Source organism: Methylobacterium phyllostachyos, assembly GCF_900103445.1.
GTDB classification, from domain to species: domain Bacteria; phylum Pseudomonadota; class Alphaproteobacteria; order Rhizobiales; family Beijerinckiaceae; genus Methylobacterium; species Methylobacterium phyllostachyos.
The window spans coordinates 1-21,953 of record NZ_FNHS01000031.1; the positions used below are offsets into that span (position 1 = coordinate 1).

Genomic DNA, 21,953 nt, shown 5'->3' on the forward strand with positions numbered 1-21,953 from the left:
GCGGCATCCTGGCCACCAGCGGCACCATCTCCGGCGGCCTGAGCAACGCCGGGCTGGTCCAGAACACCGGCGCGATCGCGGGCGGCGTGTCGAACAGCGGCACACTGGCCACCTCCGGCACGATCGCGGGCGGGCTCACCAACACCGGCACGATGCTCGCCAGCGCCGGCCGCATCGACGGTGCCATCGCCAACAAGGCCGGCACCGTCACGGTCGCCGGGGCGGTGGCCAGCGACGGCACCTTCGCCAACGCCGCCGGTGCGACCCTCGCGGTCTCCGGCACGGGCGCCTACAGCCTCGCAGGCCCCCTCACCAATGCCGGCGCCGTCACGGTCGCGCAGAATGCCAGCCTCACCGCGCCCGCCGGCCTGAGCAATGCCGGGCTCGTCGCCAGCGACGGCGTCCTCACCACCGACCTCACCAACTCCGGCACCGCCCGCCTCTCCGGCCAGCTCAACGGCGCGCTCACCAACACCGGCAGCCTCCTCTTCACCGGGCCGCTCGCCGGGCTCACCAGCCTGACCAATGCCGGCCCGCTCGACCTCGGCGGCACCGCCCTCACCCTCGCCAGCCTGGCCGGCACCGCCTCCGGCGTGATCGGCAACGGCGCCCTCACGGTCAGCGGATCGACCGATTCGACCTATGCCGGCGCCATCCTGGAGAGCACCAGCCCGACCCGCCTGACCAAGGCCGGATCCGGCACCCTCAAGCTCACCGGCACCGGCCGCTTCTCCGGACCGACCACGATCCAGGCCGGCACGCTCTCGCTCAACGGCCTCTGGGCCTCGCCGGTGACGGTCGCGGCCGCAGGCACCCTGCGCGGCATCGGCACGGTCGCAGGCCCCGTCACCGTGGCGGGCGCCCTGCGGCCGGGCAACTCGCCGGGCACGCTCACGGTCCTCGGCCCGGTCGCCTTCGCGTCCGGCAGCCTGTTCGGCCTCGACATCGACGGAATCGGCACCGGCACCGGCGCGGGCCGCTACGCCCGCCTGCTGGCGCTAGGTCCGAGCGGTGCGGTCGCGGCCAACGGCACCCTGGCGCCGGTGCTGCGCGGCATCACCGGCGACGCCACCAACGCCTACACCCCGGCGCTCGGCCAGCGCTTCGGCGTGCTGACCGCCCAAGCCGGGCTGACCGGCGCGTTCACCGGGCTGGCCCAGCCGACGGCGGGGCTGGCCGCCGGCACCCGGTTCGATGCGCTCTACCGCGCCACCGGCCTCGACCTCGTGGTCACGCCCGCCGCCTACGGCAACCTCGCCGGGCTCGGGCTCACCCAGACCGGCAACGCGCAGGCCGTGGGCGCAGCGCTCGACGCCGCCCGCCCGGCCGCGGGCACGCGGCCGGACCCGGATCGGGCGCGGGTGTTCGACGCGCTCTACGCGGCGGGTCCGGCCACGCTGCCGGGGGGGCTGGCGAGCCTGTCGGGCCAGGCCTACGGCGACGCCGTGATGGCCGATCTCGCCGCGCGCCGGCTGGTGACCGACACGATCGACCGGCACCTGCGCGGCCAGGGCGGCGGGGCGGCTTCGCTCAGCGCGGGCGATCCGGGGCTCGGCCCGAACCGCTCGGCGCTGCAGATGCGCGGCGCGGCGGGCGCGCCGGACCAGCCGCTGGCGTCCGGCGAGGGCCGGGTCTGGGCGGAGGCGCTGTACGGGTTCGGCGCCCGCGCGAGCGACCGCGCGGCGGGCGGGGCGGCTCTCGACGCGGGTGGTCTGGTGCTCGGCGTCGACCGGCAGGTCGCATCGGGCCACGGGGCCGACACGCTGGTGGGCGGCGCGTTCAGCTACCTGCGCGAGACCGGCACTGGGCGAGGCCAGGGCTTCGGGCTCGGGCGGAGCGCGGCCGACAGCTACGGCGGCACGCTGTATGCCAGCACGCGGCTGGGTGCCGTGATCCTGCGCGGCACGGCGGGCCTGTCCTACGCGGACGGCCGGATCGACCGGACGGTGGCTCTGGGCACGGGCGTGTCGCGGGCGAGCGGACTGGCCTCGGGCTGGGACGCGGGGGTGTCGGGCTTTGCCGGGTACGCGCTGGCGACCGGCCTGCCGGTCGAGCTCGTGCCGGAGGTGGGCGTCAGCTACGACCGCCTGACCCGGGCGCGGGTGGCGGAGCGGGGCGGTCTGGCGAGCCAGAGCTTCGCCACCGCCGGCCTCGACGGTGCGCGCGTGCTTGTGGGCGGGCGTCTGGCGAGCCTGGAGGTCGAAGGCACGGCGGGCCTGCGCCTGGAGGGCCGGGCCTACTGGGCGCATGAGCTCGCTGACACGTTCGCGACGGTGCGCTCGAGCCTGTTCGGGGTGCCGTTCGCGACGCGCACCAGCGCGCTGGGACGGGACGGGGCGGTGCTCGGTGTGAGCCTGACCGGTCCGGTGGCCGAAGGCGTGCTGCTGTCGCTGAGCTACACCGGCGACGTGCGGCCCGGCGCCAACGCTCAAGTCGTCTCGGCCGGCCTCCAGGCCCGCTGGTAAGAACCGTCTGGACGGGCGTAGGTGGCCCGTCGAGCGCTCCAATCCTTTTCCCCCGGCACACCACAAGCGCTGCCCGTCCGGCGGGGAACGCCTCGACCCGACACCGCGAATCACTTCACGCTTGCCGTCGGATCTGTGTTGAAACGTAGACTCCCGGCATGTCCTCGGTGCCGGTCGACCGGGAGGGAGCGCCGACAAAAGCCGGCGCCCCCTCGCAAGCCCCCCGCGCGGACAGCCCATTAGATCGGCACGGGATCGACAGGGAAGACTTTTCAGTTCGTCTCTAGGTCATTCTTCAACATTTCTCATCGAATTACGATATAAAATCGCCTTCATGCGATCGTAAATAAATCATCTTCTCAGTTTTGTGCTTTCCGCTGGCGATCGAAGTTCGTGTAAGAAGCCTTTTGAACGAACGTACGTTACATTGTCAGGATTGTTGCATAAAAAAATCTCCTGATGCCGAACATATGGAAAGCTTTTGCTTGGAACTTAAGCGCGTTCGGAATGGATCCAGACTGCCTGCCGGCTAAGATGCGAGTCGCAAACGAGGGGCGAACCCGCGTGATCTAAGACAGGCTGGCTCGGGGTCTTTGAGGGCGCTATGACGGGGGCTACAGCACTTCACAAAAATGCATCCGTTCTCGATGTTTTGTTTCGAGAACACAGCCAATGGTTGACGCGGTGGTTGAATCGGCAGCGCTGGACCGTTTCGGCCTCGGACGACCTGACGGCGGATGTCTTCATGGCCTTGCTGCAATTGCCCGATCTGGAGCGGGTCCGGCAGCCGCGCGCGATGATGACCACCATCGCGCGGCGGCTGATCTGCGACGCGCGCCGCCGCAGCGATCTCCGGCTGGCCTACGAGGCCGAGCTGGCGGCGATGCCGGAAGCGGTCGAGATATCCGCGGAGGACCGGCTGATCCTCGCGCAGGCGCTCCAAGCCATCGACACCATGCTGGCGCGCCTCTCGCAGAAGGCCCGCGCGGCATTCCTCATGAGCCAGATCGACGGCCTGCCCTATGCGGAGATCGCCGCGGAGTTGAAGGTCTCGGTGAGCATGGTGCGCAAGTACGTTGCGCAGGGGCTGCGCGCCGCCTACGAGGCGCAGATGCGCCAAGGGTGACCGGGTAGCTGTGATCAAGGTGGGCGTGAGCACGTCGAGCGGATCGCACGGAGACCGGCGATGACGAGATCCGCCAAGCACGAGGACGAGCCGGGCGAGGCCGCGATCGGCTGGATGGTCGAGCTGTGTTCCGGAGCAACCTCCGAACGTCAGAAGCGCGCCTTCGCGTCGTGGCTCGCGGCCGACCCACGCCATGCGGAAGCTTGGGCACAGTTGCAGCGGGGCCTCGCGCCCTGCGGGATCGCGGCCGAGCAAAAGCTTCCGGCAGGCCGGCTGAGGCAGCAGCTCGTCGAGCGCCGGCCCGATCGGCGCGCCGTGCTCGCCGGCTTGATGGCCGCTCTGGGGCTCGGGACGGCCGGCGCGGTGGTGGCGGACCGGTTCGTGCCGCTCGGCAGCCTCCTCGCCGATCACGTGACGCGGACCGCCGAGCAGACCCATGTGCACCTCGACGATGGCAGCGAGGTCGTGATGGCACCCCGCACCGCCCTCGACATCGCTTACGCGCCCGGCCGCCGGGGCGTCCGCCTGATCGAGGGCGAGGTTCTCCTGCAGGTTGCGTCCCGGGCCGCGCCGTTCCGGCTGGATGCAGGGGCCCTCAGCCTGACGGCCGCATCCGGCCGCTTCCTGATCGAGAAGCGGTCCAACAGTCTCGCGGCGACGGGGCTTGAGGGTACGGGGCAGATCGCCTTCGGAACCCAGGCCGCGAGCCCGATCGGGCGTGGCGAGCGCATCGGCCTCCGGGCCGGCCGGCCCGACCGGGAGCCGGTGGAGGTCGAGGACGCCGCAGCCTGGCTCGACGGGCTCCTGGTCGCGAAGAACCGCCCGGTCGCGGCGATCGTCGACGGTCTGCGTCCCTACTTCCCGGGCGTCATTCGTCTGGATCCGGCCGTAGCGGAGATCCGCGCCACCGGCGTGTTCCCGCTGCGGCGCCCAGACGATGCCCTCGACATCCTGGGCGCTTCCCTCAACCTGTCGGTCACCCGGGTGGCGCATTATTGGGTGGCGATCGGGCCGGGCGCGCCCGGAGACGCCCGACCCGGCTAAAGCCGGTGGTGTGTCGGGCTTGCTTGCGCCGAACCGGCTTCCAATCCGGCGGCAAGCACGCGAATCACTCAGCCGAGCCGAGATGCCCGTCGATGAAGACGCAGACCCGGGTCTTCGACAGCACACCCGAGACGCGCCCGACCTCCGCGCCATCACGGAACAGGACGAGAAGCGGGATTCCGCGGACCGCCAGCCGCTCGGCGATCGCCGGGTCGGCCTCGATGTTCGCCGCCCGCACGGCGATTTCGTCCGCATACTCGGCCGCAACTTCTTCGATGACCGGATTCATCGCCCGGCAGGGTCCGCACCAGGGCGCCCAGAGCTTGAGGAGCACCGGCGCTGCGGTGTCGAGAACCTCGGCCTGGAAGGTGGCGTCGGTGACGGAGGGGATGGTCATGCGGCTTGCTCACATGCGTCGTTCGGCTCGCCAAGGACGAGCCGATGGGTGTGGAAGTCGTCGAGCACGTCGGAATGCGCGACGCTGATCAGGGTCAGGCCCGGCAGCGCCTCGAGGAGCAGCGCGTACATGGCCCGCGCGTTTCCCGGATCGAGGGCGCTGGTCGCCTCGTCGAGCAGGATCAGCGTCGGGCGCAGCAGCAGGGGGCGCAGGAAGGCCAGGCGCTGCTGCTCCCCCGGCGAGAGATGCTGGTCCCATTCCGCGGTGCGGTCGAGATCCGCCGCCCAATCCCCGAGGCCGACGCGCCCGAGGAGGTCGCGCAGCACAGCGTCCGGCACCGGATTGGGCGACGGGTAGGTGATCGCCTCCCGTAAGGAACCGACCGGCAGGTAGGGCACCTGCGGCATGAACAGGGTCGCCTCCCGCAGCGGCATCGTCAGCCGGCCTTTCGTCTCGGGCCAGATCCCGGCGAGTGCCCGCAGCAGGGTGCTCTTGCCGATGCCCGAGGGGCCACGGATCAGCCAGCGTTGCCCAGGCGCCACCCGCCAGGCCGGAAGGCTGAGGAGCGGCGCGCCGCCGGGCCGGCCGATCGTCAGCGCCTCGACCGCCAGCACGGTCGCCTCGTTCCGGGGCCGGTCCGGAGCGGGCCGGGACGGGACGGCATCCAGGACGGCATCGAAGGCGCGCAGGCGGCGGATCGTGCCGCGCAGGACCTGAATCGTCGAGGCAGCCTGGGCGAAATACGCGATCGTCGCGTGGAACTGCTCCATCGACCGCTGGGTCTGGAACAGGTCGCCGAGGGAGAGTTCGCCCGCGATGTAGCGCGGTAGGATCAGCAGCAACGGGAACAGGCTGTTGACCTGGCCGATCGTGGCGTTCGTAACCTGAATCTTCACCGTCTGGACGATCTGGGCGAAGAAATTCGTGCGGATCGCCGAGAATCGTGCGGTCAGGGCCGCCTGCTCGGCCGCCGCGCCGTGCAGCAGCGCCACCTGCTCGGCGGAGCGCCGGACCTGGATCAGCTTGAAGCGGAAATCGGCGGCGCGATGCTGCCCCTCCGCGACGAGGCGCGGCAGCCGGCGACCGGCGCCCAGCACCGCGGCCGTGTGCAGGATCGTCCAGGCCACCGTCGCCCAGAGCAGCAGGCCGGGGATGTGCAGGCTCACGGGTCCGAGCGTGATCGCGCCGGCGCCCGACGCCGACCACAGGATGATCCCGAAGGTGATCCCCATCGAGGCGACCTGGATCAGCGCGAAGACGAGCTGGACCATGGTCTTTGTGAAGGCCTCGACATCCTCGGCGATGCGCTGATCCGGGTTGTCGAGGAGGTCGCGGCGCTGGGTTTCGTAATAGGCGCCGCTGTGCAGCCAGCGCGCCACGTAGTGGCCGGTCAACCACTGGCGCCACGCGAACGCGATGGCTTCGGGCACAGAGAAGGCGATCACCGTCTGGACGATGGCGGCGCCCAGCACGACGGCGAGCAGGCCCAGCACTCCGGGCAGCCGGTCCAGCGCGCGTTCGGCCAGCATGTCGTAGAGCGCCTTGGTGTAACGGGTGCTCAGGACGCTCGTGTAGACCATCAGGCTCTGGGCAGCGAGGTTCACCCCCACGAGCGCCCAGGCGCGGAGAGCGCTGCGGGTGAGCCAGAACCCGAACGTCAACCGGCCGAAATGGCGGAGCTTCGCCAGCGGCGGGATCGCGGATTCGGCTGCGCCCGCCGGCCGTGAGGCGCGCGCCTCCGGCTGTCCGTCGTCGATCGGCCGCACGGTGCTCATCCTCCGCGCTCGCGTCAGGCGGCCGACGGCGCGCCCGGCGGTCGAGCCGCCGCGAGGTGATCAAGGCAGCGTTGTGCGAGATCGTGGACCGCCCGGAAATAGGCCGCATTGGCGGCGGCGAGCTGGGTCTCGAAGCGCCGGGCCAGCTCCGGCTCGCGCGCCCGGAAGAGCGGTGGAAAGACAAATTCCTCCGGCTTCATGCCCGCCTCCAGGCTCTCGCTCCGGCAAGCCTGGAAGCAGCTTTTGACGGCGGCCTCGTCCGCCTCGGTCCAGCCGGTCGCCGCCGCCGCGGCGTGGGCTTGGATCTCGAGCCACACCACCGCGACCTCCTGGAGGATCGAGGGCGAGGTGACCGGGTCCCAGGCCGCCGCCTCGACCAGCCGGCCGAAGCGCTGCCCGGCCGGCTCTCGCGCCGCATCGGTCGCCGTCACGGCCAATGCGCGAGCGGCACGCCACGCGGGCGCCTCCGGCCTGTCGCCGGTCATCGCGGCGCGGTGCAGGGCATCGATGCGGTCGCGGGCGGCGATCACGTCCGGCGCGTTCGCGACGTCCCGGCCCGCGTCATCCAACAGCGCGCACAGGATCAGGCCGGGCACGTTCGTCAGATCGACCCCTGGCGTCACGCCTGTGAGCCAGGCCCGAGCCAGGTCGGCGGCCTCGCCCGCGTCCGCGCCCCGCTCCTCGTCTCCGGCTCGCGCGCAGAGGAAATCGAGGAGCGGCATCAGAGACGGGGGAAAGCCCGTCGCCCGCGCGAAATCCGCCGGATCGTTCGCGCCGGCGATGCAGCCGGCGGGCGTCCCGCCCGTGCCGGTCCAGCTCGGCCCCGACGGCACGATCGTTCCGGCGTCGCGGTGCTCACCGAGGCGCGCGAGCAATGCGGACTGACGCGCGGCGTCGCCGCCGAAGGCGAGACAGGGTACGATCGACATGACTGAGGATCCTGGGATCGAAGATGGAACGCTCAAGGGCCCGCCCGGACATGCTGACTGCAAGTCCACGCGGGTCCGGGCCGTACCGTCGGCGCGCGGGTTGCCGGCGACCCGCTAGAACTTGATCCGGGCCTGCGCCATGATCTGGCGTCCTTGACCGACCGGGATGAATTGCGGGACCTGCGTCGGCGCGTAATAGTAATGATCGAATAGGTTCTTGACGTTGAGCGAGACGGTGATGTTCTCTCTCGCATAACCGACCATCGCGTCGACGGTGGCGTATCCTGGGATCCGTGAATTGCCCAGCTTCGGGCCGAAGCTGCTATAGGTCCAAGTAACCGCCTCGGTCCCGGCGCCGAATTGGAAGCCTTGAAACGGGCCCTTGGTGAAAGTGTAGACCGCAAATAGCGTTCCCTTGTAGGGTGGAACTCCAGGAAAGACCTCTCCTGGCTTGGCGCCCTGGGCGCGGATCTGTGTGTGGCCGACGCTGGCAATCAAGCTGATGTTGTCCGTCAGTTGACCCTGGACATCCAATTCCAATCCATGGGATGAGCTGCCCGGTCCGAGGACGTTCCCCCCTTTCGATCGATCGTAAATAAGCACATTGCTGTATTGATTCTCGAAACGAGAAGCTGTCACGATTAACCGTTCGTCAAGCAGGTTGAATTTCAGGCCATACTCGCTGAGATTGATGAATTGCGGAGGCGCCGATTGTCCGTTGGCGAGAACACCTTGGTTCGGAGTGAAGCCCGTACCCATCGTCCCGTACACGCTCATCCACTTGGTGATGTCGTAAACGGCACCCCCATTGTAGGTCAGCGCGGGCTGGTCTGCCTTATCGACCATTTTGGTCAATGTGTAGGTGGTCCTGCCCTCATAAAAATCTTGTCTGACCGATCCGAGGATATGAAGGCGATCAAATAAATCGATCTTATCTTGGAATGCGAGACCAATATCATCAAAGTTTTTATATGTCTTGGCATGATAGCCGTCGCGAGATGGCAACGGCAGCGCGGCCGGCGGCATCCGAGCGTCAAAGCGGAGGCGCGGATATGTCAGTCGGTTCAAATATGACATAAAATCAGTCGTGTAATCAACGCCAAATCTCATTGTGTTTTTGTAATCATTTAGGGTGTGGGTCAAAATCACATCCGACTGAGTGACCAATTTTCGTTCAGTTACGGAGATATAGTTTCCGATCGGTGACACGACCGTGGGAGCGGCCATGCTGGGTCCAAAAATATAGCCAACGGATGTGTAGTTATTAGAGAAATATGCGGATCGGTTACGGACAGCAAAGTCGAACGTTCCGAATCCGTCTGTATCGACCGATCCGAGCTTGCGCTCGAAATCGAGGTAGGGATTGAGGCTTCGGAATGACGCACCAGCGTCAGCTGTACCGATCGGCCTTTCGCGAGAGACTCGGATGGGGCGCCAGTTGAAGGCATAATTACCAACCGTGATCGGCGAGAGTCCGACGATCTGATCGGCGTAACGAACACCGGCCGTCACAGTCGTCTCACCGTCATCCCACCGGACTTTCGGCGAGATCAGCCCATCGTGCGGGGACCTGTCGCCGCCGGGCGCCGTATCGGCGGTGTTGCCCGAGACGTTGATGCGATAAGTCAGGTTCTCTGTCCCTTCGACAGGGCCGCCCAGGTCGAAGGCGAGCGTCCGGTAGAAGCGGCTGCCGAGATAGATCGCCGCCTCCCGGATCGGTTCGGCGCTGGGCACCTTGGGGATGATGTTGATGCCGCCACCCGGGAGGCTCACGCCCGTAAGATCAGTGGTTGGTCCCTTGATGACATCGACGCGTTCGACATCCTCGATCGGCACGTTGATGCCGCGCGGCCCGATACGGCCGCCGATCATGACGTTCTGTACGTCGAAACCGCGGACGCTGTAGCTTGCGATGCCTTGCCCCTGACCTGCGCCGTTGCTGACCGTGACGTTGCTGACGTTGCGGGCCGCATCAAGGATCGAGGTCAGGCCCTGCGTCCGGATTACGTCCTTGGTGACGCCGACCACCGAGCGGGGATTCTCCTTGAGCGGGATGTTGAGGCGGTCGGACGTGCTGGTGTTGCCGGCCACGAAGCCGTGGTCCCCGGTCCCGCCCACGAGGTCGGCCACGTCGATGGCAGCGAGCGTGTCGCCACCCGGTGCCGGTGCGGCCGGTGCGGCGGCCTGCGCCCGTCGGATGATCAGGCTCCCATGCGAACCGGCGACCGCCGTCAGCCCGGTCCCGGCCAGGGCACGGGCGACGGCCTCGCCGACGCTCATCTGTCCGACAATCGGCCCGGTCGTGCGGCCCCGGGTCAGTTCGGCAGGGAAGGAGATCGCCTGACCACTGGCCCGCCCGATCTGCGCCAGCGCGCTTCCGAGATCGCCCGCCGGAATGTCGAAGGCGATCTGGCTCTGGGCATACGCCGGCGATGCGAGCGGCGGCAGCACCGACGCGGCGGTGGACAATAGGATGGCGAGCAAAGGCCCACGCCCGCGCGCCCGAAATCGCCGCTCCTCGCCGCACCCACGCGCCAATGCCAACGTCTTCGTCATTGCAGTCCCGCCAGGGTCGCGGCTCCATCCGCGCTCACCTTCCCTGTCGGTCGAGCCGCCAAAAGCGTCAGTTCAGGCGTGAGATTTTAGCCGTCGCGCTTGTGCGCCCTGGTGGCACCCGCACCCGCACCGGCGATCAGAGAAGGCACCGTGGCCTCCGCTTCACTCGGTCGTGGACGGATGCGGTTCTTGAGCGTCCGGTGCCAGCGCTCGATCTTGCCCTGCGTTTGGGGATGGCGAGGCGCACCGCGGATATGAGGCATGCCCCGACGGCCGAGCCAGTCGGCCAGATCACTTGCGCCGTCGCTCGGCCCGTTGTCGGTGAGCCGATGCGGCCGATGCGCCACCCGCACATGATCGAGCCCGGCCGCCGCCTCTGCTCGCGGATCTCTGTCGGCAGACGGTTCCAGATCCGGCTGGGACGGGATGGACGGTCGGCCAGCGCTGCGGGGCCGCCGCGCTGGCAGGCGTCGTACCAGCGGTAAAACATCGAGCGGGTGATGCCCTCGCGCCGGCACAGTTCGGCGATGCGGTCCTCACCGCGCAGCCCTCCAGCACGATGCGGATCTTCTTCTCGGGCGAGAACTGCCGGCGCGTGGCGCGGCGGATGTCCTTGATCACGGCTTCTGCCGGAGCCCGCGCCGGCCCGGACGTCTGTATGAGGTTCGTGCCTCAGGACTACGCTGAACCAGGCATCCTCCGTTCGTGAAGACCCTCAATCTGTCTCAGGACTGCTGACGGTGGACAGCGGCAAAAAATTCCAGACGGATGACCAGTCCTCAAGTTCCAGGGTGTTACCCAGATGCGGCATCGGCCCGAGATGCCCGCCGACGCGTCCGGTGCTGGCCACGGCGAACGGCTCGCCCAGGTGAAGCGAGATTGCGTGGACGAAGACATTGAAATCGACCCCGGTCGGCGCGCTCCGGCCCTCTCCTGGCAGCCCAGAACCCCGCCATAGAATCGGCACGTCTCATCGAGGTCGCGGACGTTGTAGGCCAAGTGGAAGACACTGCGCATTGTCTTCCCCTGTCGTTACGGCAAGCGCCTGCGGTGGGCTTGTCCCGCACCTTGTAACCGCAGCTGGAACCGGTGATGAGTTCAGTGTCGATGGCTTCAGAGCCAGCCGGAGGCTTGGTTTGGAGACGCGCTTTCTGGTGACCTTCGTCGCCGCCGAACGTGAGTCGGTCGCGGCGGCAGCGCGCCCAGGGGCTGACCGCGGCCAGCGTGGCGCAGCGGCTTCAGGCCCTGGCGGACAACCTGGCCGTCCGCCTCGTCACCCGGATCGGGCGGGAGATCAAACTGATCCCCGTGGGCGATCGCCTCCTGGATCAGGCGCGGCGCATCCTCGCCGAGGTCCACGCGCTCAAGGCCGGCTCCTCGGCCCTGTTGCACGAGGGGCTGATGGCGGGCCGCCACGATGTGGTGATCGCGGCGGCGCCGCCCTGGCCCGACGTTCCGTCCTGCCGGAAGATCGTGGTGCCGGATCAGGCCTATGCGCGCCAGATCCTGCCGACCCATCCCGCAACGTCCCGCTACGGCCATATCATCGACGCCCAGATGAAGGCCCTCGCTCCCGCCAGCCGGACGCGCTCCGGCCCCTCCTTCCGCAACCGATCGTCCCGGGTTCGAGCCTTGCGCAGGCGAGAGGCCGCAATCTCTCCCGGGTCGATGCCACTGGGACAAGGCCATGTCCGATTTCGTCCCGGACCTGAGAACGATCCAGATCTTCTACTGGACGGCGACCCTCGGCAGCTTCAGCGCCGCCGCCAAGCGGCTCAACACCACGCAGCCGGCCGTCTCGCACAGGATCGCGGCCCTGGAACGCACCTTCGGGCTGACGCTCATCAACCGCCTTCCGCGCAGTCTCAGCCTGACGCCCAAGGGTCTTGAACTCCTGAGCTATGCCGAGCGCGTCCTGCGCCTGCACGGCGAGATGGTCGCCGCCATCACGGCGCCGGCGAACAGCAGCGGCAGTCTTCGCCTCGGCGTGTCCGAGACTATCGTGCATACCTGGCTGACGTCGTTCATCGAGGTTATGGGGCGGACCTATCCGGGAATCGCCATCGACCTCGCGGTCGATGTATCGCCGAACATGCGGGAGGCCCTGCTGCGGCGGGATCTCGACCTCGCGTTTCTGGTCGGTCCGGTCACGACACCGAAGCTCGTGAACGTGCCACTCGGCCAGTTCGACACCGCCTGGATCGCCTCCCCCCGCCTCGTGACGACGGCCGGTCCGATCGGGCTGGCCGATCTCATCCGCCATCCGATCATCACGTTCCCACCCAACACGACGCCCTTCGCGCAATTGCGCGACCTGCTGGTCCAGTCGGACCTGCCGCCGCCGCGCCTCTACACCAGCGCTTCGCTCTCGGCGATCATCCGCATGGCGATCGAAGGAACGGGGATCGGGGCCATGCCGGTGGACGCCGTCCTGCCCGAGATCGAAGGCGGGCAGCTGCGCGTGCTCGACACAGCAGTCAGCCTTCCCGCCGTCGGTTTCGTGGCCGCCTACGAGAATGCCCCTGACAACCGGTTGAGCGCTGCAGCGGCCGCCATCGCCAGGACGGTGGCGGCCGACTGGTTTGCTATGAAGCCGCGTTATCGATTCCCATAATCAATCATGATTTGCCGGCATCTGCGCAAAGGATAGACTTGCTCAAGTCCTGAACGCGCAGGTCCGGTGATGGCCTCTGATCCAGAAACGCAGTCGGCCGATCTGGCATCGGCCACCAGCACGGCCGTCCGCCTCGCTTGCCGCAGCGGGGCGATCACCGGATGCACCGCCGGGATGGCGAACGGTTATGTGCAGGGCAATTTGGCGGTCTTCCCCGAGCGGATCGCCGACAACTTCAGGCTGTTTGCCGAGCGCAACCCGAAATCCTGTCCGGTCATCGGCGAGTCCAAGCCGGGCCGTCGCGACATCCCGGAACTCGGCCTCGATCTCGATATCGCCACCGATCTCCCGCTGTACCGCGTCTGGCGCAGCGGGGAGCTGGTCGACGAATTGCCCGACGTGAGATCCGTCTGGCGCGACGACCTCGTGGCGTTCGTGATCGGCTGCTCGTTCTCGTTCGAGGAGGCGATGCTGGAGGCCGGCCTGCCGCTGCGCCATGTCGAGCGCGGCACGCATGTCGCGATGTATCGCACCAACATCGCGTGCGCGCCGGCCGGGCCGTTTGCCGGGCCGATGGTGGTGTCGATGCGGCCGCTGACCCCGGCGCAGGCGATCCAGGCGGTTCAGGTCACGGCGCGCTATCCCCAGGTCCACGGCGCGCCCGTGCATCTCGCGCGGCCCGATCTGATCGGCATCACGGACTTGCAGCAGGTCGATTACGGGGATCCGGTCCCGGTCGGCCCGAATGAGATCCCGGTGTTCTGGGCCTGCGGCGTCACCCCGCAATCCGTGATCGCCGCCGCCCGCCCGGACTTCGCCATCACCCACGCACCCGGCTGCATGCTCGTCACGGATCGCCTCAACACCGAGTTTGCGACGGGCTGACGATGATGGAGACCGGAACGCCACACCTCCTCGATGCGGGCGAGGCCGCCTTCGTCGTCGAATGCCGCACGGCGGTCGATCCGGCGCCCAGCGACCGCGTGCTTGCGCTGGACGCCGCCCTGGCCGCCGACCGCCTGCCGGGCATCCGCGAAACCGTTCCGACCCACCGCTCGCTGATGAGCCAGGATGGCGGCCGGCAGGGCTACCTGCGCTTCGGCATCACGGCTGCGGGCGCGATGGACCCCCTGATGTTCGCCACGGCGAACCGGGCGGTCGGCAATCCCCTCGACGCCACCGCGGTCGAGATCTCGACGGGCGGCTGTCCGAAGATCGCCACGGTGATCGGCCCCGATCTCGGGCGGCTCGCTCAGCTGCAGGGCGGCTCCCAGATCGTCCTCGGTGCCGTATCGGTCGCCGATGCGATCGCAGCCCGGGGGGCGGAAGCCGAAGCCCTGCGGCGTGAGATCCCGTGTGAGCCCGTGGTGCGCACGGAGTTCGCGCCGGACTTCCTGCTCACTCTCAACTTGGTCGATGGTGTTGCCGATGCCTTGGTCGGGCATCATTGATCTTTTTGGGTCGGAACTGCCTCCAATCGCAGAGATATAGTCGATAGCATTTATTGCTTGACTCATTTCATCTTACGGTACGGCGGCCGACCAGTCGCGGCCGATTTCGATCCAAATCAGTAAATAACAACAATGAATATTTTTTAGCTGGACGACAACACTACGGTCGATAGCTTCATGACCGTGAAGTTACGGCTGCCTAATGACACACAAATCCGATCATCCTCAAACGCGGCGAGCCACGGGGCCGGCCAATGCAACTTCTGTGCTCGACTAAGACATTGCCGCCGGAAAACAAACTCAAGCTCTGGCGTGAGATCTTGGCTGATCGTTTCGGTGAATTCGCGCTGACCCGCACCAATGAAAGGACGTTCATTGGTAAAGTCGAGGAGACGAGAGTCGGAGCCCTGTCGATCATTCGGTTCACGCAGAGTGCGGCGGAGCAGACGACCCCGGATCGGCGACGGAGCCATACCCCTGATACGGTCCTCGCCATCTTCAAGCTGGCCGGCACGACGACGCGAACCATTCAGGACGATCGGGCGGCGATTCAGAGGCCCGGCGATATGGTCGTACTCGCGCGACGGCCGAGCGTGCTGGGAACACTTGATGATGGTCAGTCCTTGGCAATTGAATTACCGCGCGAACGCCTTGAGAGCGTGCTCGGTCCTTCAACCCTCTATACATCCTTGACCATCGGGGCGGAGCTTGCCTCCACGACGTTAGCGCTCACCTTCTTCCGCGAGTTGATCCAGATCGACGGTCAGCTCAGCCCTGACGCGGCGGAGCGCATGGCGTCGATCGGGACCGACATGATCGTGGCCAGCATCGCGGAGCGCATGGCCAGGGAGGTGCCACGATCGCGGCAGGGTGACATCACCGTTCAACGCGCGAAGGCTTACGTCGAGGCCAATCTGCACGACCAGACGCTCGATCCGGCCCGGCTCGCGGCCGCTATGGGCGTCTCCCTACGGCGGCTCCAAGAGCTGTTTCACGAGCGGGGTCAGCACATCTCCGACTGGATCTGGGAACGCCGGCTCGCAGCGGCGACCAAGCGCTTATCCGACCCAGCCTGCCTGCACATGCCGATCGGCACGCTGGCGTATGACTGTGGCTTCACGAGCCAGGCGCATTTTTCAAGGCGCTTCAAGGATCGTCACGGTATGACCCCGAGAGAGTACAGGATGGCCGCTGCTCTGAGCAGATCCAAGAGCATGTTGTATTTGTGAAAGCTGCCCATTGGACGTCTGCATTGTCCGTTTGGTCTCCAAAAGCGGACCGTGGCAATTCCACGTTCTCAGACATTTTCCCGCAGGCGCGGACGCGCAGCCAAGCGGCGAAAGGCTGATCCCATGTTTGGATCAGCATCGAATGACGACCCTGGAAAAATTCCCGCTAACCAATTGCTGAAACACGAACATACGTATTCGAGGGAGTCACGATCGGCGCCGATCGCGACCCCGGCTCTCAGCGCGTTGCAGATCCACAGCGCAGAACTTCGGAAAGCCCTCACGCGAATCCCGATGGCTACGTGCCGGTCGGTACGCTGGTCGAGTACGCCACCGGCCGCAGCAATGGCTGCACGCGTTGGTCGAGCGTCGATGCCGCCGAAATTATCCCTCTGATGCGGGACATCCCTCGGACTCAGCCGGCCATCCGGACGACCGCATAGATGAAGGCCAGCCCCAGCCCCATCGCCGCGGCGGTTCGGACGACCGGACCACGAGCATAGGCACGGGGAAGCAGGTCGCACAGGCCGATGCACAGGAACACGCCTGCGAAGGCCGCCATGAGCCCCGCCAGGACCGCACTTGGCACCGAGGCCAGGCTCGCCAGACCGATCCCCACGAGCGGCGCAGCGGCGTCCGCCACGAGCCACAGGCGCGCCGAGCGCGCATCCCCGCCACCGCGCAGGTTTACTGCGACGGTGTTGGCCCCATCCAGCACGTCATGGGCCAGGACGGCCGCCGCGACGACCGCACCCACGGACTCCGAGATCTGAAATCCGAACCCGATGCCAAGGCCGTCCATCAGGCTGTGCGCCGTCAGGCTGGACGCCGCGAGGTGCCCGCGATGGCCGGCGGCTGCGCCGGTCAGCCTCGACCCCGCACGGTCGAGGGCGAAATAGGTAGCGAAGCCTGCGGCGAGGCAGAGGGCGATGCCGAACGACCCAAGGATTGCTGCACCAGTCTCGACCGCCTCCGGCAAGAGGTCGAACCACGCCACGCCCAGGACGGCGCCGCCGCTGAAGCCGAGCAGCAGGGTGTAGGCGGTGCGGTAGCGCAGCGCCAGGAAGCCGCCGCACAGCGTCGCCACGGCGGTCGCCAAGCCCACGGCAAAGATCAGCGGCTGCCCGACAGACCCAACGCCCATCCTCAGTGCGTCGCCGGATCGACGGCTAGGAACAGCCGGACGCAGTCCCCGGGCCGCCGCGGAGGAGAGCGGTGGACGAGCGGATGTCCGCCCGTCACACCGCGCAAGCCCCGGAAGACCGCGACGGTGCCGGTGGCGACCTCGTGGATATGGTCCTCCGGTACGTCACCGCCGTTGCCGTATGTGTCCGCGTCCGCATCCGCGAGCCATTGCGTCCCGCGGCCCTCATAGGTCGTGACGAGGCGCAAGGCGACGGCATCGGCGTGGAACAGGCGACAGCCATCCCCTGCGATCGCTTCGATGCGAAGCACGACCCGGCGCGTGCCCGTGAGCTGTGCCAGGGTCCGCGCCAGCCGTGCGGCATCGGCGGCGAGCCAGTCCCGGGACGGGCCGGGCGGGAGCCGGTGGCGAAGCTCGGCCTCGATCGCATCGTGCGGCGCTTCGCATCGCACCGGCGCAAGACCAGCCGAGACCATTGCCGGCAGGTGGGCCACGACCTCCACCGGAAGCGCCCGCGGCAAGAACGCGAGGTTGATCCCAGGACGCCGGACGATCGCGAGGCCCTCCACGCTGTCCACCTCACGGACATGCACGGGAAGCCCTCGACCCGGACGAGCGACATCCTGATCTCGAATGGCCTGTACCATGGTCATCCCCGAACCCCGCGCTTCACGATCCCAGGTCCTTCAGGCAGCGCGCCGCCAAGCCGGGAACGGGTCGGGGAGACCCTGGTAAGGAGCAGGGTCGAACGGTGTCACATCGCGCCCAGTCTGAATGAGGCAGGCATCCAGGGCCGCGGTGATGGCGGTCCGGTCCATGCCGGTGCCGATGAAGACGAGTTCCTGGCGACGATCGCCCCAAACCTCGCTCCAGACGGTCTGGAGGCGATCCCGGAACTCCGTGGCCTCAGGCCAGCGCTTGCGCGGCACCGCCGACCACCAAAAGCCCATCGCGGAGACGTGCGCGACGGCGCCGGCCAGCGAGAACTCGCCGACCCAGTCCGGTCGCGTCGCCAGCCAGAAATGGCCCTTGGCCCGGATGAGACCAGGCCAAGTCGCATCGATGAAAGCCTTGAATTTGACGGGGTCGAATGGGCGGCGCGCTCGGTAGACGAAGGACCTGATGCCGTATTCCTCCGTCTCGGGCACGTGCTCGTGAGAACCGTATAGCTCCTTGAACCACAGCGGGTGCTGCTGCGCCTTCTCCTCGTCGAACAACCCGGTGTCGAGGATCGCGTCGAGGGGCGCTTGCCCGTGAGACGTCTCGACGATGCGCGCGTCGCCATTCAGGCCTCGCACCACCGAGCGAACCAGAGCGAGGTGGTCGGGCGCGACGTCCCGCGCCTTGTTGATCACGACCACATCGGCGAACTCGATCTGCTCCACCAGCAGGTCGACCAGGGTACGGGTATCCTCCGCGCCCGCCGTCTCGCCGCGGTCGCGCAGGAAGTCGTTCGAGCCGTAATCCCTAAGCAGGTTCACGGCGTCCACCACGGTGACCATCGTGTCGAGGCGGGCGACGTCGGAGAGAGCGACCCCGTCCTCGTCGCGGAACGAGAAGGTCGAGGCTACCGGCAGCGGCTCGGCGATGCCGGTCCCCTCGATCAGCAGGTAGTCGAACCGCCCCGCCTCCGACAGCCGCCGTACCTCGGCGAGCAGGTCGTTGCGCAGGGTGCAGCAGATGCAGCCGTTGGTCATCTCCACAAGCTTCTCATCCGTGCGGGACAAGTCAGCGCCGCCCGCGCGCACGAGATCGGCGTCGATGTTCACCTCGCTCATGTCGTTGACGATGACCGCGACCCGCCGGCCCTCGCGATTGTTAAGGACGTGGTTGAGCAGCGTGGTCTTACCGGCACCGAGAAAGCCGGACAGGACCGTGACGGGCAGGCGTTTGTCGTGAAGGTGCGGCATCGTCGATGTCACTTGGCTGCGGGTAGCGCCCATATCAGAATGTAATAACGTTACATCGTCAACCCGGAGCGCATCACATGCAGGCAGAGGCTGTTCCCGCGTCAGCCCACGATCCGGCTCGCGCAGGAGGGAGAGAAGCGGCAACCTTCGTCGACGCGGCAGTCGAGAGTTGCCGCGAAGGAGGGCTGACCCTGACACCGTCCGGCGGCAAGTCCCGGAGGTGATGGCCGTCTATCGCGCACTGGCATTCATGGAGAAAGTCGGTTGCCTCACGGCGCAGGCGGGGTTCGCGTTGGGGCGACGCCTCATCGACAGCGAAGGGCGCTGCGCGCCATGCCGGCGAACGAACGTGGGTTGAGTTTGATTCGGCCCAGCGCCGCCTGGCGTCCAAGACCCTCGCGTCTGTTGCATCAACACGACACGCATCGACCGCAAGCGGTCCGCCGCCGAAAGCGCCTTGTCACGAAAGCGCGAGCGTCGCAGTTGTAACGATATAACAATCGCTTGGATCGCCATGCCTCCCTCCCTTCGAGCCGCTCTCGTCAGCGGCACGGTGCTGACGAGCTTGTCCGGCGCCCTGTTGGTCTGCACAGGTACACAGGGATGGGCACAATCTGCGGTCACGCTCGGCGAGATCAGCGTGACCTCGGCTAGTCCGATCCAGGGCGGGGGCGGCCGAGGGGTCTCCGCCGCCAACGCTTCTGACGCTGCCCCTGCTGCCACACCATCGCCTCCTGTCGCGGCCTCAGCGGCAGCGTCGCCGCCGATCGGTGTCCTGCCCGTGGCGACGGACACCTTCTCACCAGTCACGGTGGTCGCCAAAGAGCAGATCCAGCGGGATCAGCCTCGGACGCTCGGTGACGCTCTGTTCGACCGGCCTGGCATCACGGCATCGACATACGCCCCAGGCGCAGCCTCCCGCCCGATCATTCGGGGCCTCGACCAAGCACGTGTGCGGATCCAGGAGAACGGCGTCGTCAACAACGGCGTGTCGGATCTCGGCGAGGATCATGCCGTACCGGTGAACCCGCTCATCTCGGACCGGATCGAGGTGATCCGCGGTCCTGCGACCCTGCGCTATGGCTCGGGCGCCATCGGTGGCGTGGTCTCTTCAGAGAACAACCGCGTACCGACTTTCATCCCGGTCAACGGCATCTCCGGGTCGGTCACCAGTGGTTTCACCAGCGTCGACAACGGCCGCCTCGGCGCCGCTACGGTGGATGCCGGCGGCGATGGCATCGCCGTCCACGCCGACGGCTTCAAGACCGCGACCGACAGCTACGCGATCCCAGGCGGCATCCAGCGCAACTCCTATACCGAGTCGCAGGGCGGCGCGGTCGGCATTTCGGCGATCGGTGACCGCGGTTTCGTGGGCATCTCGTTCAGCCACTACGACAGTCTGTACGGTATCCCCGGCGGCGTGGCCGAGCAGGATCGCACCCGGCTCACGCCAAACCAGGATCGAGTTCTATCGCGCGGCGAGTATCGGCCCCTGGATGGACCCATCGAGGTGATTCGTTACTGGGCAGGCTACTCGGTCTACCGGCATAACGAGATCGGTATCGGCGAGGATGGGATCGAGGGCGTTCAGGCGATCTTCAAGAACCGCGAGGCTGAAGGCCGAGTGGAACTCCAGCATGTCCCGGTCTTCACCGATCTCGGACGGCTTACGGGCGCACTCGGCTTCCAGTCGGATCGGCGCGTGATCAACACGCAGCTTGAGGCTTTCCTGCCCAAGACGGAGTCCCGTGCCAACGCCGTCTACTTGTTCGAGGAATTGGAGATCCGCCCAGGGACACGTCTGCAGGCGGCGGGGCGCTACGAAGTCGATCGCTTGTCGAGCACGGCGGCCCAATTCCCGGGAGATTACGTGCCGGTCGACGGCGAGGAGCCGTTCCAGTATGCGCGAACGCGTCGCTTCGCCCCGAAGAGCGCCAGCATCGGTGCGCTCCAGGACCTCCCCTACGGCTTCGTGGCAAGCCTGAATGGCTCGTATGTCGAGCGTGGACCGACCAGTTACGAGTTGTTCTCACAAGGTCCGCACGACGCCACCGCAACCTTCGAGATCGGCAATCCCAATCTGAAGAAAGAGCGTGCCCGGACCGTCGAAGCCAGCATCCGCAAGGCGGATGGACCGTTGCGCCTCGACGCCACGGGTTTCTACACCCGCTACACCGGCTTCGTGTACCGCAATTATACTGGCCTGTTCTGTGATGACGATTTCGCCTCGTGCGGCGCAGGCACGGAAAATCGTCAGATCGTCTACCAGCAGCAGAATGCCACTTTCTACGGCGCCGAAATCATCGGTCAGTACGACCTGCTACCGGTCGGGAATGGGTTCTTCGGTCTGGAGGGACAGTTCGACTTCGTCCGCGCCCAACTCGACGACGGCAGCAACGTACCGCGTATCCCGCCCTACCGCCTCGGCGGCGGCATGTATGTGCGAGCAGATGGCTGGTTTGCGCGAGTCAACCTGCTGCACGCCTTCGATCATACCGCCACAGCGGTCTTTGAGACGCCGACGAAAGGTTGGGACGATCTTCGCGCGGAGGTCAGCTACACGCAACCTCTCGATCCCAAAATCTACGGTGTTGCCGAGATCACCGTAGGCCTACAGGGTCGCAATCTTCTGAACGACGACATCCGCAACTCGGCCTCGTTCAAGAAGGACGAGATCCTGCTGCCAGGGCGCAATGTACGGCTGTTTCTGACAGCGCGGTTCTGACGAAGCTGCCGCCTCGGCTCTTCACGGATCCGAGGCGGCTGCCGGGCTCAGCCGTGGCAAGTGCAACCGGCGTGCTCACACCCAGCGTGATCCTTGTGGCCATCGGCGCACTCGTCGCAGCAGTATGCCTTACCGTCGCGGGTCACGGCCTTGGACAGGGCGACCACACACACGCAGTCCTCGCACGCACACTTCGCCATTTCGACATCGACGCTGGCCATCAGCTTTCTCCTTCGCTTTCGTCAGGGGACCCTCCGGCATCACCGGCTGGGCCATGGGCATGCTCATGGGGCTCGACGAAGTGGGCGATCATGTTGCGCAACACATCGCGCACGTGATCGTCGTCGATCGTGTAGGCCACATGTCGCCCCTGCCGGGTCGCCCGCACGATCCGAGCGGTCCGCAACAGGCGCAGGTGGTGCGAAGTCAAAGACTGGGAGAGCCCGAGCGCCTCCCCGATCTCCCCGACACCCCGTGCCTCATTCAGGCAGGCGAGCACGATCCCAAGACGGTTCGGCTCGCCAAGGAGTCGGAACACCTCTGCCACATCCACCAGCTGCGCTTCTGTCAGCTGCGACACGTTAAGCA

At 67.0% G+C, this 21,953-nt stretch carries 18 protein-coding genes and 1 pseudogene; 8 read left to right on the plus strand and 11 right to left on the minus strand.

Annotated elements, in window-relative coordinates:
- The 3 genes from BLQ49_RS27955 to BLQ49_RS27965 form a co-directional block, all read left to right on the plus strand.
- On the plus strand, window positions 1–2,465 hold a 2,465-nt coding region (locus tag BLQ49_RS27955; protein ID WP_143012372.1), incomplete at its 5' end, for an autotransporter outer membrane beta-barrel domain-containing protein.
- A 604-nt stretch (window positions 2,466–3,069) separates the two neighbouring features.
- A complete protein-coding gene (locus BLQ49_RS27960; protein WP_091722730.1) occupies window positions 3,070–3,591 on the plus strand; it encodes a sigma-70 family RNA polymerase sigma factor in 522 nt (173 codons plus the stop codon).
- 60 nt (window positions 3,592–3,651) lie between these two features.
- A complete protein-coding gene (locus tag BLQ49_RS27965; protein WP_091722733.1) occupies window positions 3,652–4,635 on the plus strand; it encodes a FecR family protein in 984 nt (327 codons plus the stop codon).
- Between the two features lie 64 nt (window positions 4,636–4,699).
- Here BLQ49_RS27965 and BLQ49_RS27970 read toward each other — a convergent pair whose 3' ends face one another.
- The 6 genes and pseudogenes from BLQ49_RS27970 to BLQ49_RS30810 form a co-directional block, all read right to left on the minus strand.
- On the minus strand, window positions 4,700–5,032 hold the full coding sequence (locus tag BLQ49_RS27970) for a thioredoxin family protein (RefSeq protein WP_091722735.1): 333 nt from the start codon (window positions 5,030–5,032) through the stop codon (window positions 4,700–4,702).
- Window positions 5,029–6,807: an ABC transporter ATP-binding protein/permease gene (locus BLQ49_RS27975; RefSeq protein ID WP_091722738.1), complete on the minus strand. Its 1,779-nt coding sequence runs from the start codon at window positions 6,805–6,807 to the stop codon at window positions 5,029–5,031. Before BLQ49_RS27975 ends, BLQ49_RS27970 begins: the two co-directional genes overlap by 4 nt.
- Before the next feature lie 14 nt (window positions 6,808–6,821).
- Window positions 6,822–7,736: a hypothetical protein gene (locus BLQ49_RS27980; RefSeq protein ID WP_091722740.1), complete on the minus strand. Its 915-nt coding sequence runs from the start codon at window positions 7,734–7,736 to the stop codon at window positions 6,822–6,824.
- 114 nt (window positions 7,737–7,850) lie between these two features.
- The gene (locus BLQ49_RS27985; RefSeq protein ID WP_091722743.1) at window positions 7,851–10,292 is read right to left on the minus strand and encodes a TonB-dependent siderophore receptor; all 2,442 of its coding nucleotides are present in this window, start codon (window positions 10,290–10,292) and stop codon (window positions 7,851–7,853) included.
- A gap of 134 nt (window positions 10,293–10,426) precedes the next feature.
- A pseudogene (locus BLQ49_RS27990) lies at window positions 10,427–10,952 on the minus strand (helix-turn-helix domain-containing protein); the annotation flags it as partial.
- An 18-nt stretch (window positions 10,953–10,970) separates the two neighbouring features.
- Complete coding sequence (locus BLQ49_RS30810) at window positions 10,971–11,309, minus strand: VOC family protein (protein ID WP_342028226.1); 339 nt, start codon at window positions 11,307–11,309, stop codon at window positions 10,971–10,973.
- A 670-nt stretch (window positions 11,310–11,979) separates the two neighbouring features.
- On the opposite strand from BLQ49_RS30810, the gene BLQ49_RS28005 reads away from it, so the two are divergent.
- The 4 genes from BLQ49_RS28005 (at window position 11,980) to BLQ49_RS28020 (ending at window position 15,586) form a co-directional block, all read left to right on the plus strand.
- Window positions 11,980–12,906, plus strand: a complete 927-nt coding sequence (locus tag BLQ49_RS28005; protein ID WP_091722749.1) for a LysR family transcriptional regulator — start codon at window positions 11,980–11,982, stop codon at window positions 12,904–12,906.
- 69 nt (window positions 12,907–12,975) lie between these two features.
- Complete coding sequence (locus tag BLQ49_RS28010) at window positions 12,976–13,791, plus strand: putative hydro-lyase (RefSeq protein WP_091722752.1); 816 nt, start codon at window positions 12,976–12,978, stop codon at window positions 13,789–13,791.
- Between the two features lie 2 nt (window positions 13,792–13,793).
- Window positions 13,794–14,357, plus strand: a complete 564-nt coding sequence (locus BLQ49_RS28015) for a carboxyltransferase domain-containing protein (RefSeq protein WP_425284038.1) — start codon at window positions 13,794–13,796, stop codon at window positions 14,355–14,357.
- 254 nt (window positions 14,358–14,611) lie between these two features.
- On the plus strand, window positions 14,612–15,586 hold the full coding sequence (locus BLQ49_RS28020) for a helix-turn-helix domain-containing protein (RefSeq protein WP_091722755.1): 975 nt from the start codon (window positions 14,612–14,614) through the stop codon (window positions 15,584–15,586).
- A 415-nt stretch (window positions 15,587–16,001) separates the two neighbouring features.
- Here BLQ49_RS28020 and BLQ49_RS28025 read toward each other — a convergent pair whose 3' ends face one another.
- From BLQ49_RS28025 to zigA, 3 genes are all read right to left on the minus strand, one after another.
- Window positions 16,002–16,730: a ZIP family metal transporter gene (locus BLQ49_RS28025; protein WP_091722758.1), complete on the minus strand. Its 729-nt coding sequence runs from the start codon at window positions 16,728–16,730 to the stop codon at window positions 16,002–16,004.
- Window positions 16,731–16,732: 2 nt separating this feature from the next.
- Complete coding sequence (locus BLQ49_RS28030; protein WP_167627818.1) at window positions 16,733–17,323, minus strand: DUF1826 domain-containing protein; 591 nt, start codon at window positions 17,321–17,323, stop codon at window positions 16,733–16,735.
- 93 nt (window positions 17,324–17,416) lie between these two features.
- Window positions 17,417–18,640 carry a zinc metallochaperone GTPase ZigA gene (zigA, locus tag BLQ49_RS28035; protein WP_091722764.1) on the minus strand — a complete coding sequence of 408 codons (1,224 nt, stop codon included), beginning with the start codon at window positions 18,638–18,640 and terminating at the stop codon, window positions 17,417–17,419.
- A gap of 514 nt (window positions 18,641–19,154) precedes the next feature.
- Here zigA and BLQ49_RS28040 point away from each other — a divergent pair.
- Window positions 19,155–21,365: a TonB-dependent receptor gene (locus tag BLQ49_RS28040; RefSeq protein WP_091722767.1), complete on the plus strand. Its 2,211-nt coding sequence runs from the start codon at window positions 19,155–19,157 to the stop codon at window positions 21,363–21,365.
- 47 nt (window positions 21,366–21,412) lie between these two features.
- On the opposite strand, the gene BLQ49_RS28045 is transcribed toward BLQ49_RS28040, so the two are convergent.
- Complete coding sequence (locus tag BLQ49_RS28045; protein ID WP_091722770.1) at window positions 21,413–21,586, minus strand: metallothionein; 174 nt, start codon at window positions 21,584–21,586, stop codon at window positions 21,413–21,415.
- Window positions 21,586–21,945: an ArsR/SmtB family transcription factor gene (locus BLQ49_RS28050; protein WP_244507796.1), complete on the minus strand. Its 360-nt coding sequence runs from the start codon at window positions 21,943–21,945 to the stop codon at window positions 21,586–21,588. Before BLQ49_RS28050 ends, BLQ49_RS28045 begins: the two co-directional genes overlap by 1 nt.
- Between the last annotated feature and the right edge of the window lie 8 nt (window positions 21,946–21,953).

What these genes read in the sequence shown, in the direction of transcription:
- BLQ49_RS27960 (WP_091722730.1), top strand. Translation starts at nt 3,070, where the DNA reads ATGACGGGGGCTACAGCACTTCACAAAAATGCATCCGTTCTCGATGTT.
- BLQ49_RS27965 (WP_091722733.1), top strand. Translation starts at nt 3,652, where the DNA reads ATGACGAGATCCGCCAAGCACGAGGACGAGCCGGGCGAGGCCGCGATC.
- BLQ49_RS27970 (WP_091722735.1), bottom strand. Translation starts at nt 5,032, where the DNA reads ATGACCATCCCCTCCGTCACCGACGCCACCTTCCAGGCCGAGGTTCTC.
- BLQ49_RS27975 (WP_091722738.1), bottom strand. Translation starts at nt 6,807, where the DNA reads ATGAGCACCGTGCGGCCGATCGACGACGGACAGCCGGAGGCGCGCGCC.
- BLQ49_RS27980 (WP_091722740.1), bottom strand. Translation starts at nt 7,736, where the DNA reads ATGTCGATCGTACCCTGTCTCGCCTTCGGCGGCGACGCCGCGCGTCAG.
- BLQ49_RS27985 (WP_091722743.1), bottom strand. Translation starts at nt 10,292, where the DNA reads ATGACGAAGACGTTGGCATTGGCGCGTGGGTGCGGCGAGGAGCGGCGA.
- BLQ49_RS30810 (WP_342028226.1), bottom strand. Translation starts at nt 11,309, where the DNA reads ATGCGCAGTGTCTTCCACTTGGCCTACAACGTCCGCGACCTCGATGAG.
- BLQ49_RS28005 (WP_091722749.1), top strand. Translation starts at nt 11,980, where the DNA reads ATGTCCGATTTCGTCCCGGACCTGAGAACGATCCAGATCTTCTACTGG.
- BLQ49_RS28010 (WP_091722752.1), top strand. Translation starts at nt 12,976, where the DNA reads ATGGCCTCTGATCCAGAAACGCAGTCGGCCGATCTGGCATCGGCCACC.
- BLQ49_RS28015 (WP_425284038.1), top strand. Translation starts at nt 13,794, where the DNA reads ATGATGGAGACCGGAACGCCACACCTCCTCGATGCGGGCGAGGCCGCC.
- BLQ49_RS28020 (WP_091722755.1), top strand. Translation starts at nt 14,612, where the DNA reads ATGCAACTTCTGTGCTCGACTAAGACATTGCCGCCGGAAAACAAACTC.
- BLQ49_RS28025 (WP_091722758.1), bottom strand. Translation starts at nt 16,730, where the DNA reads ATGGGCGTTGGGTCTGTCGGGCAGCCGCTGATCTTTGCCGTGGGCTTG.
- zigA (WP_091722764.1), bottom strand. Translation starts at nt 18,640, where the DNA reads ATGCCGCACCTTCACGACAAACGCCTGCCCGTCACGGTCCTGTCCGGC.
- BLQ49_RS28040 (WP_091722767.1), top strand. Translation starts at nt 19,155, where the DNA reads ATGCCTCCCTCCCTTCGAGCCGCTCTCGTCAGCGGCACGGTGCTGACG.
- BLQ49_RS28045 (WP_091722770.1), bottom strand. Translation starts at nt 21,586, where the DNA reads ATGGCCAGCGTCGATGTCGAAATGGCGAAGTGTGCGTGCGAGGACTGC.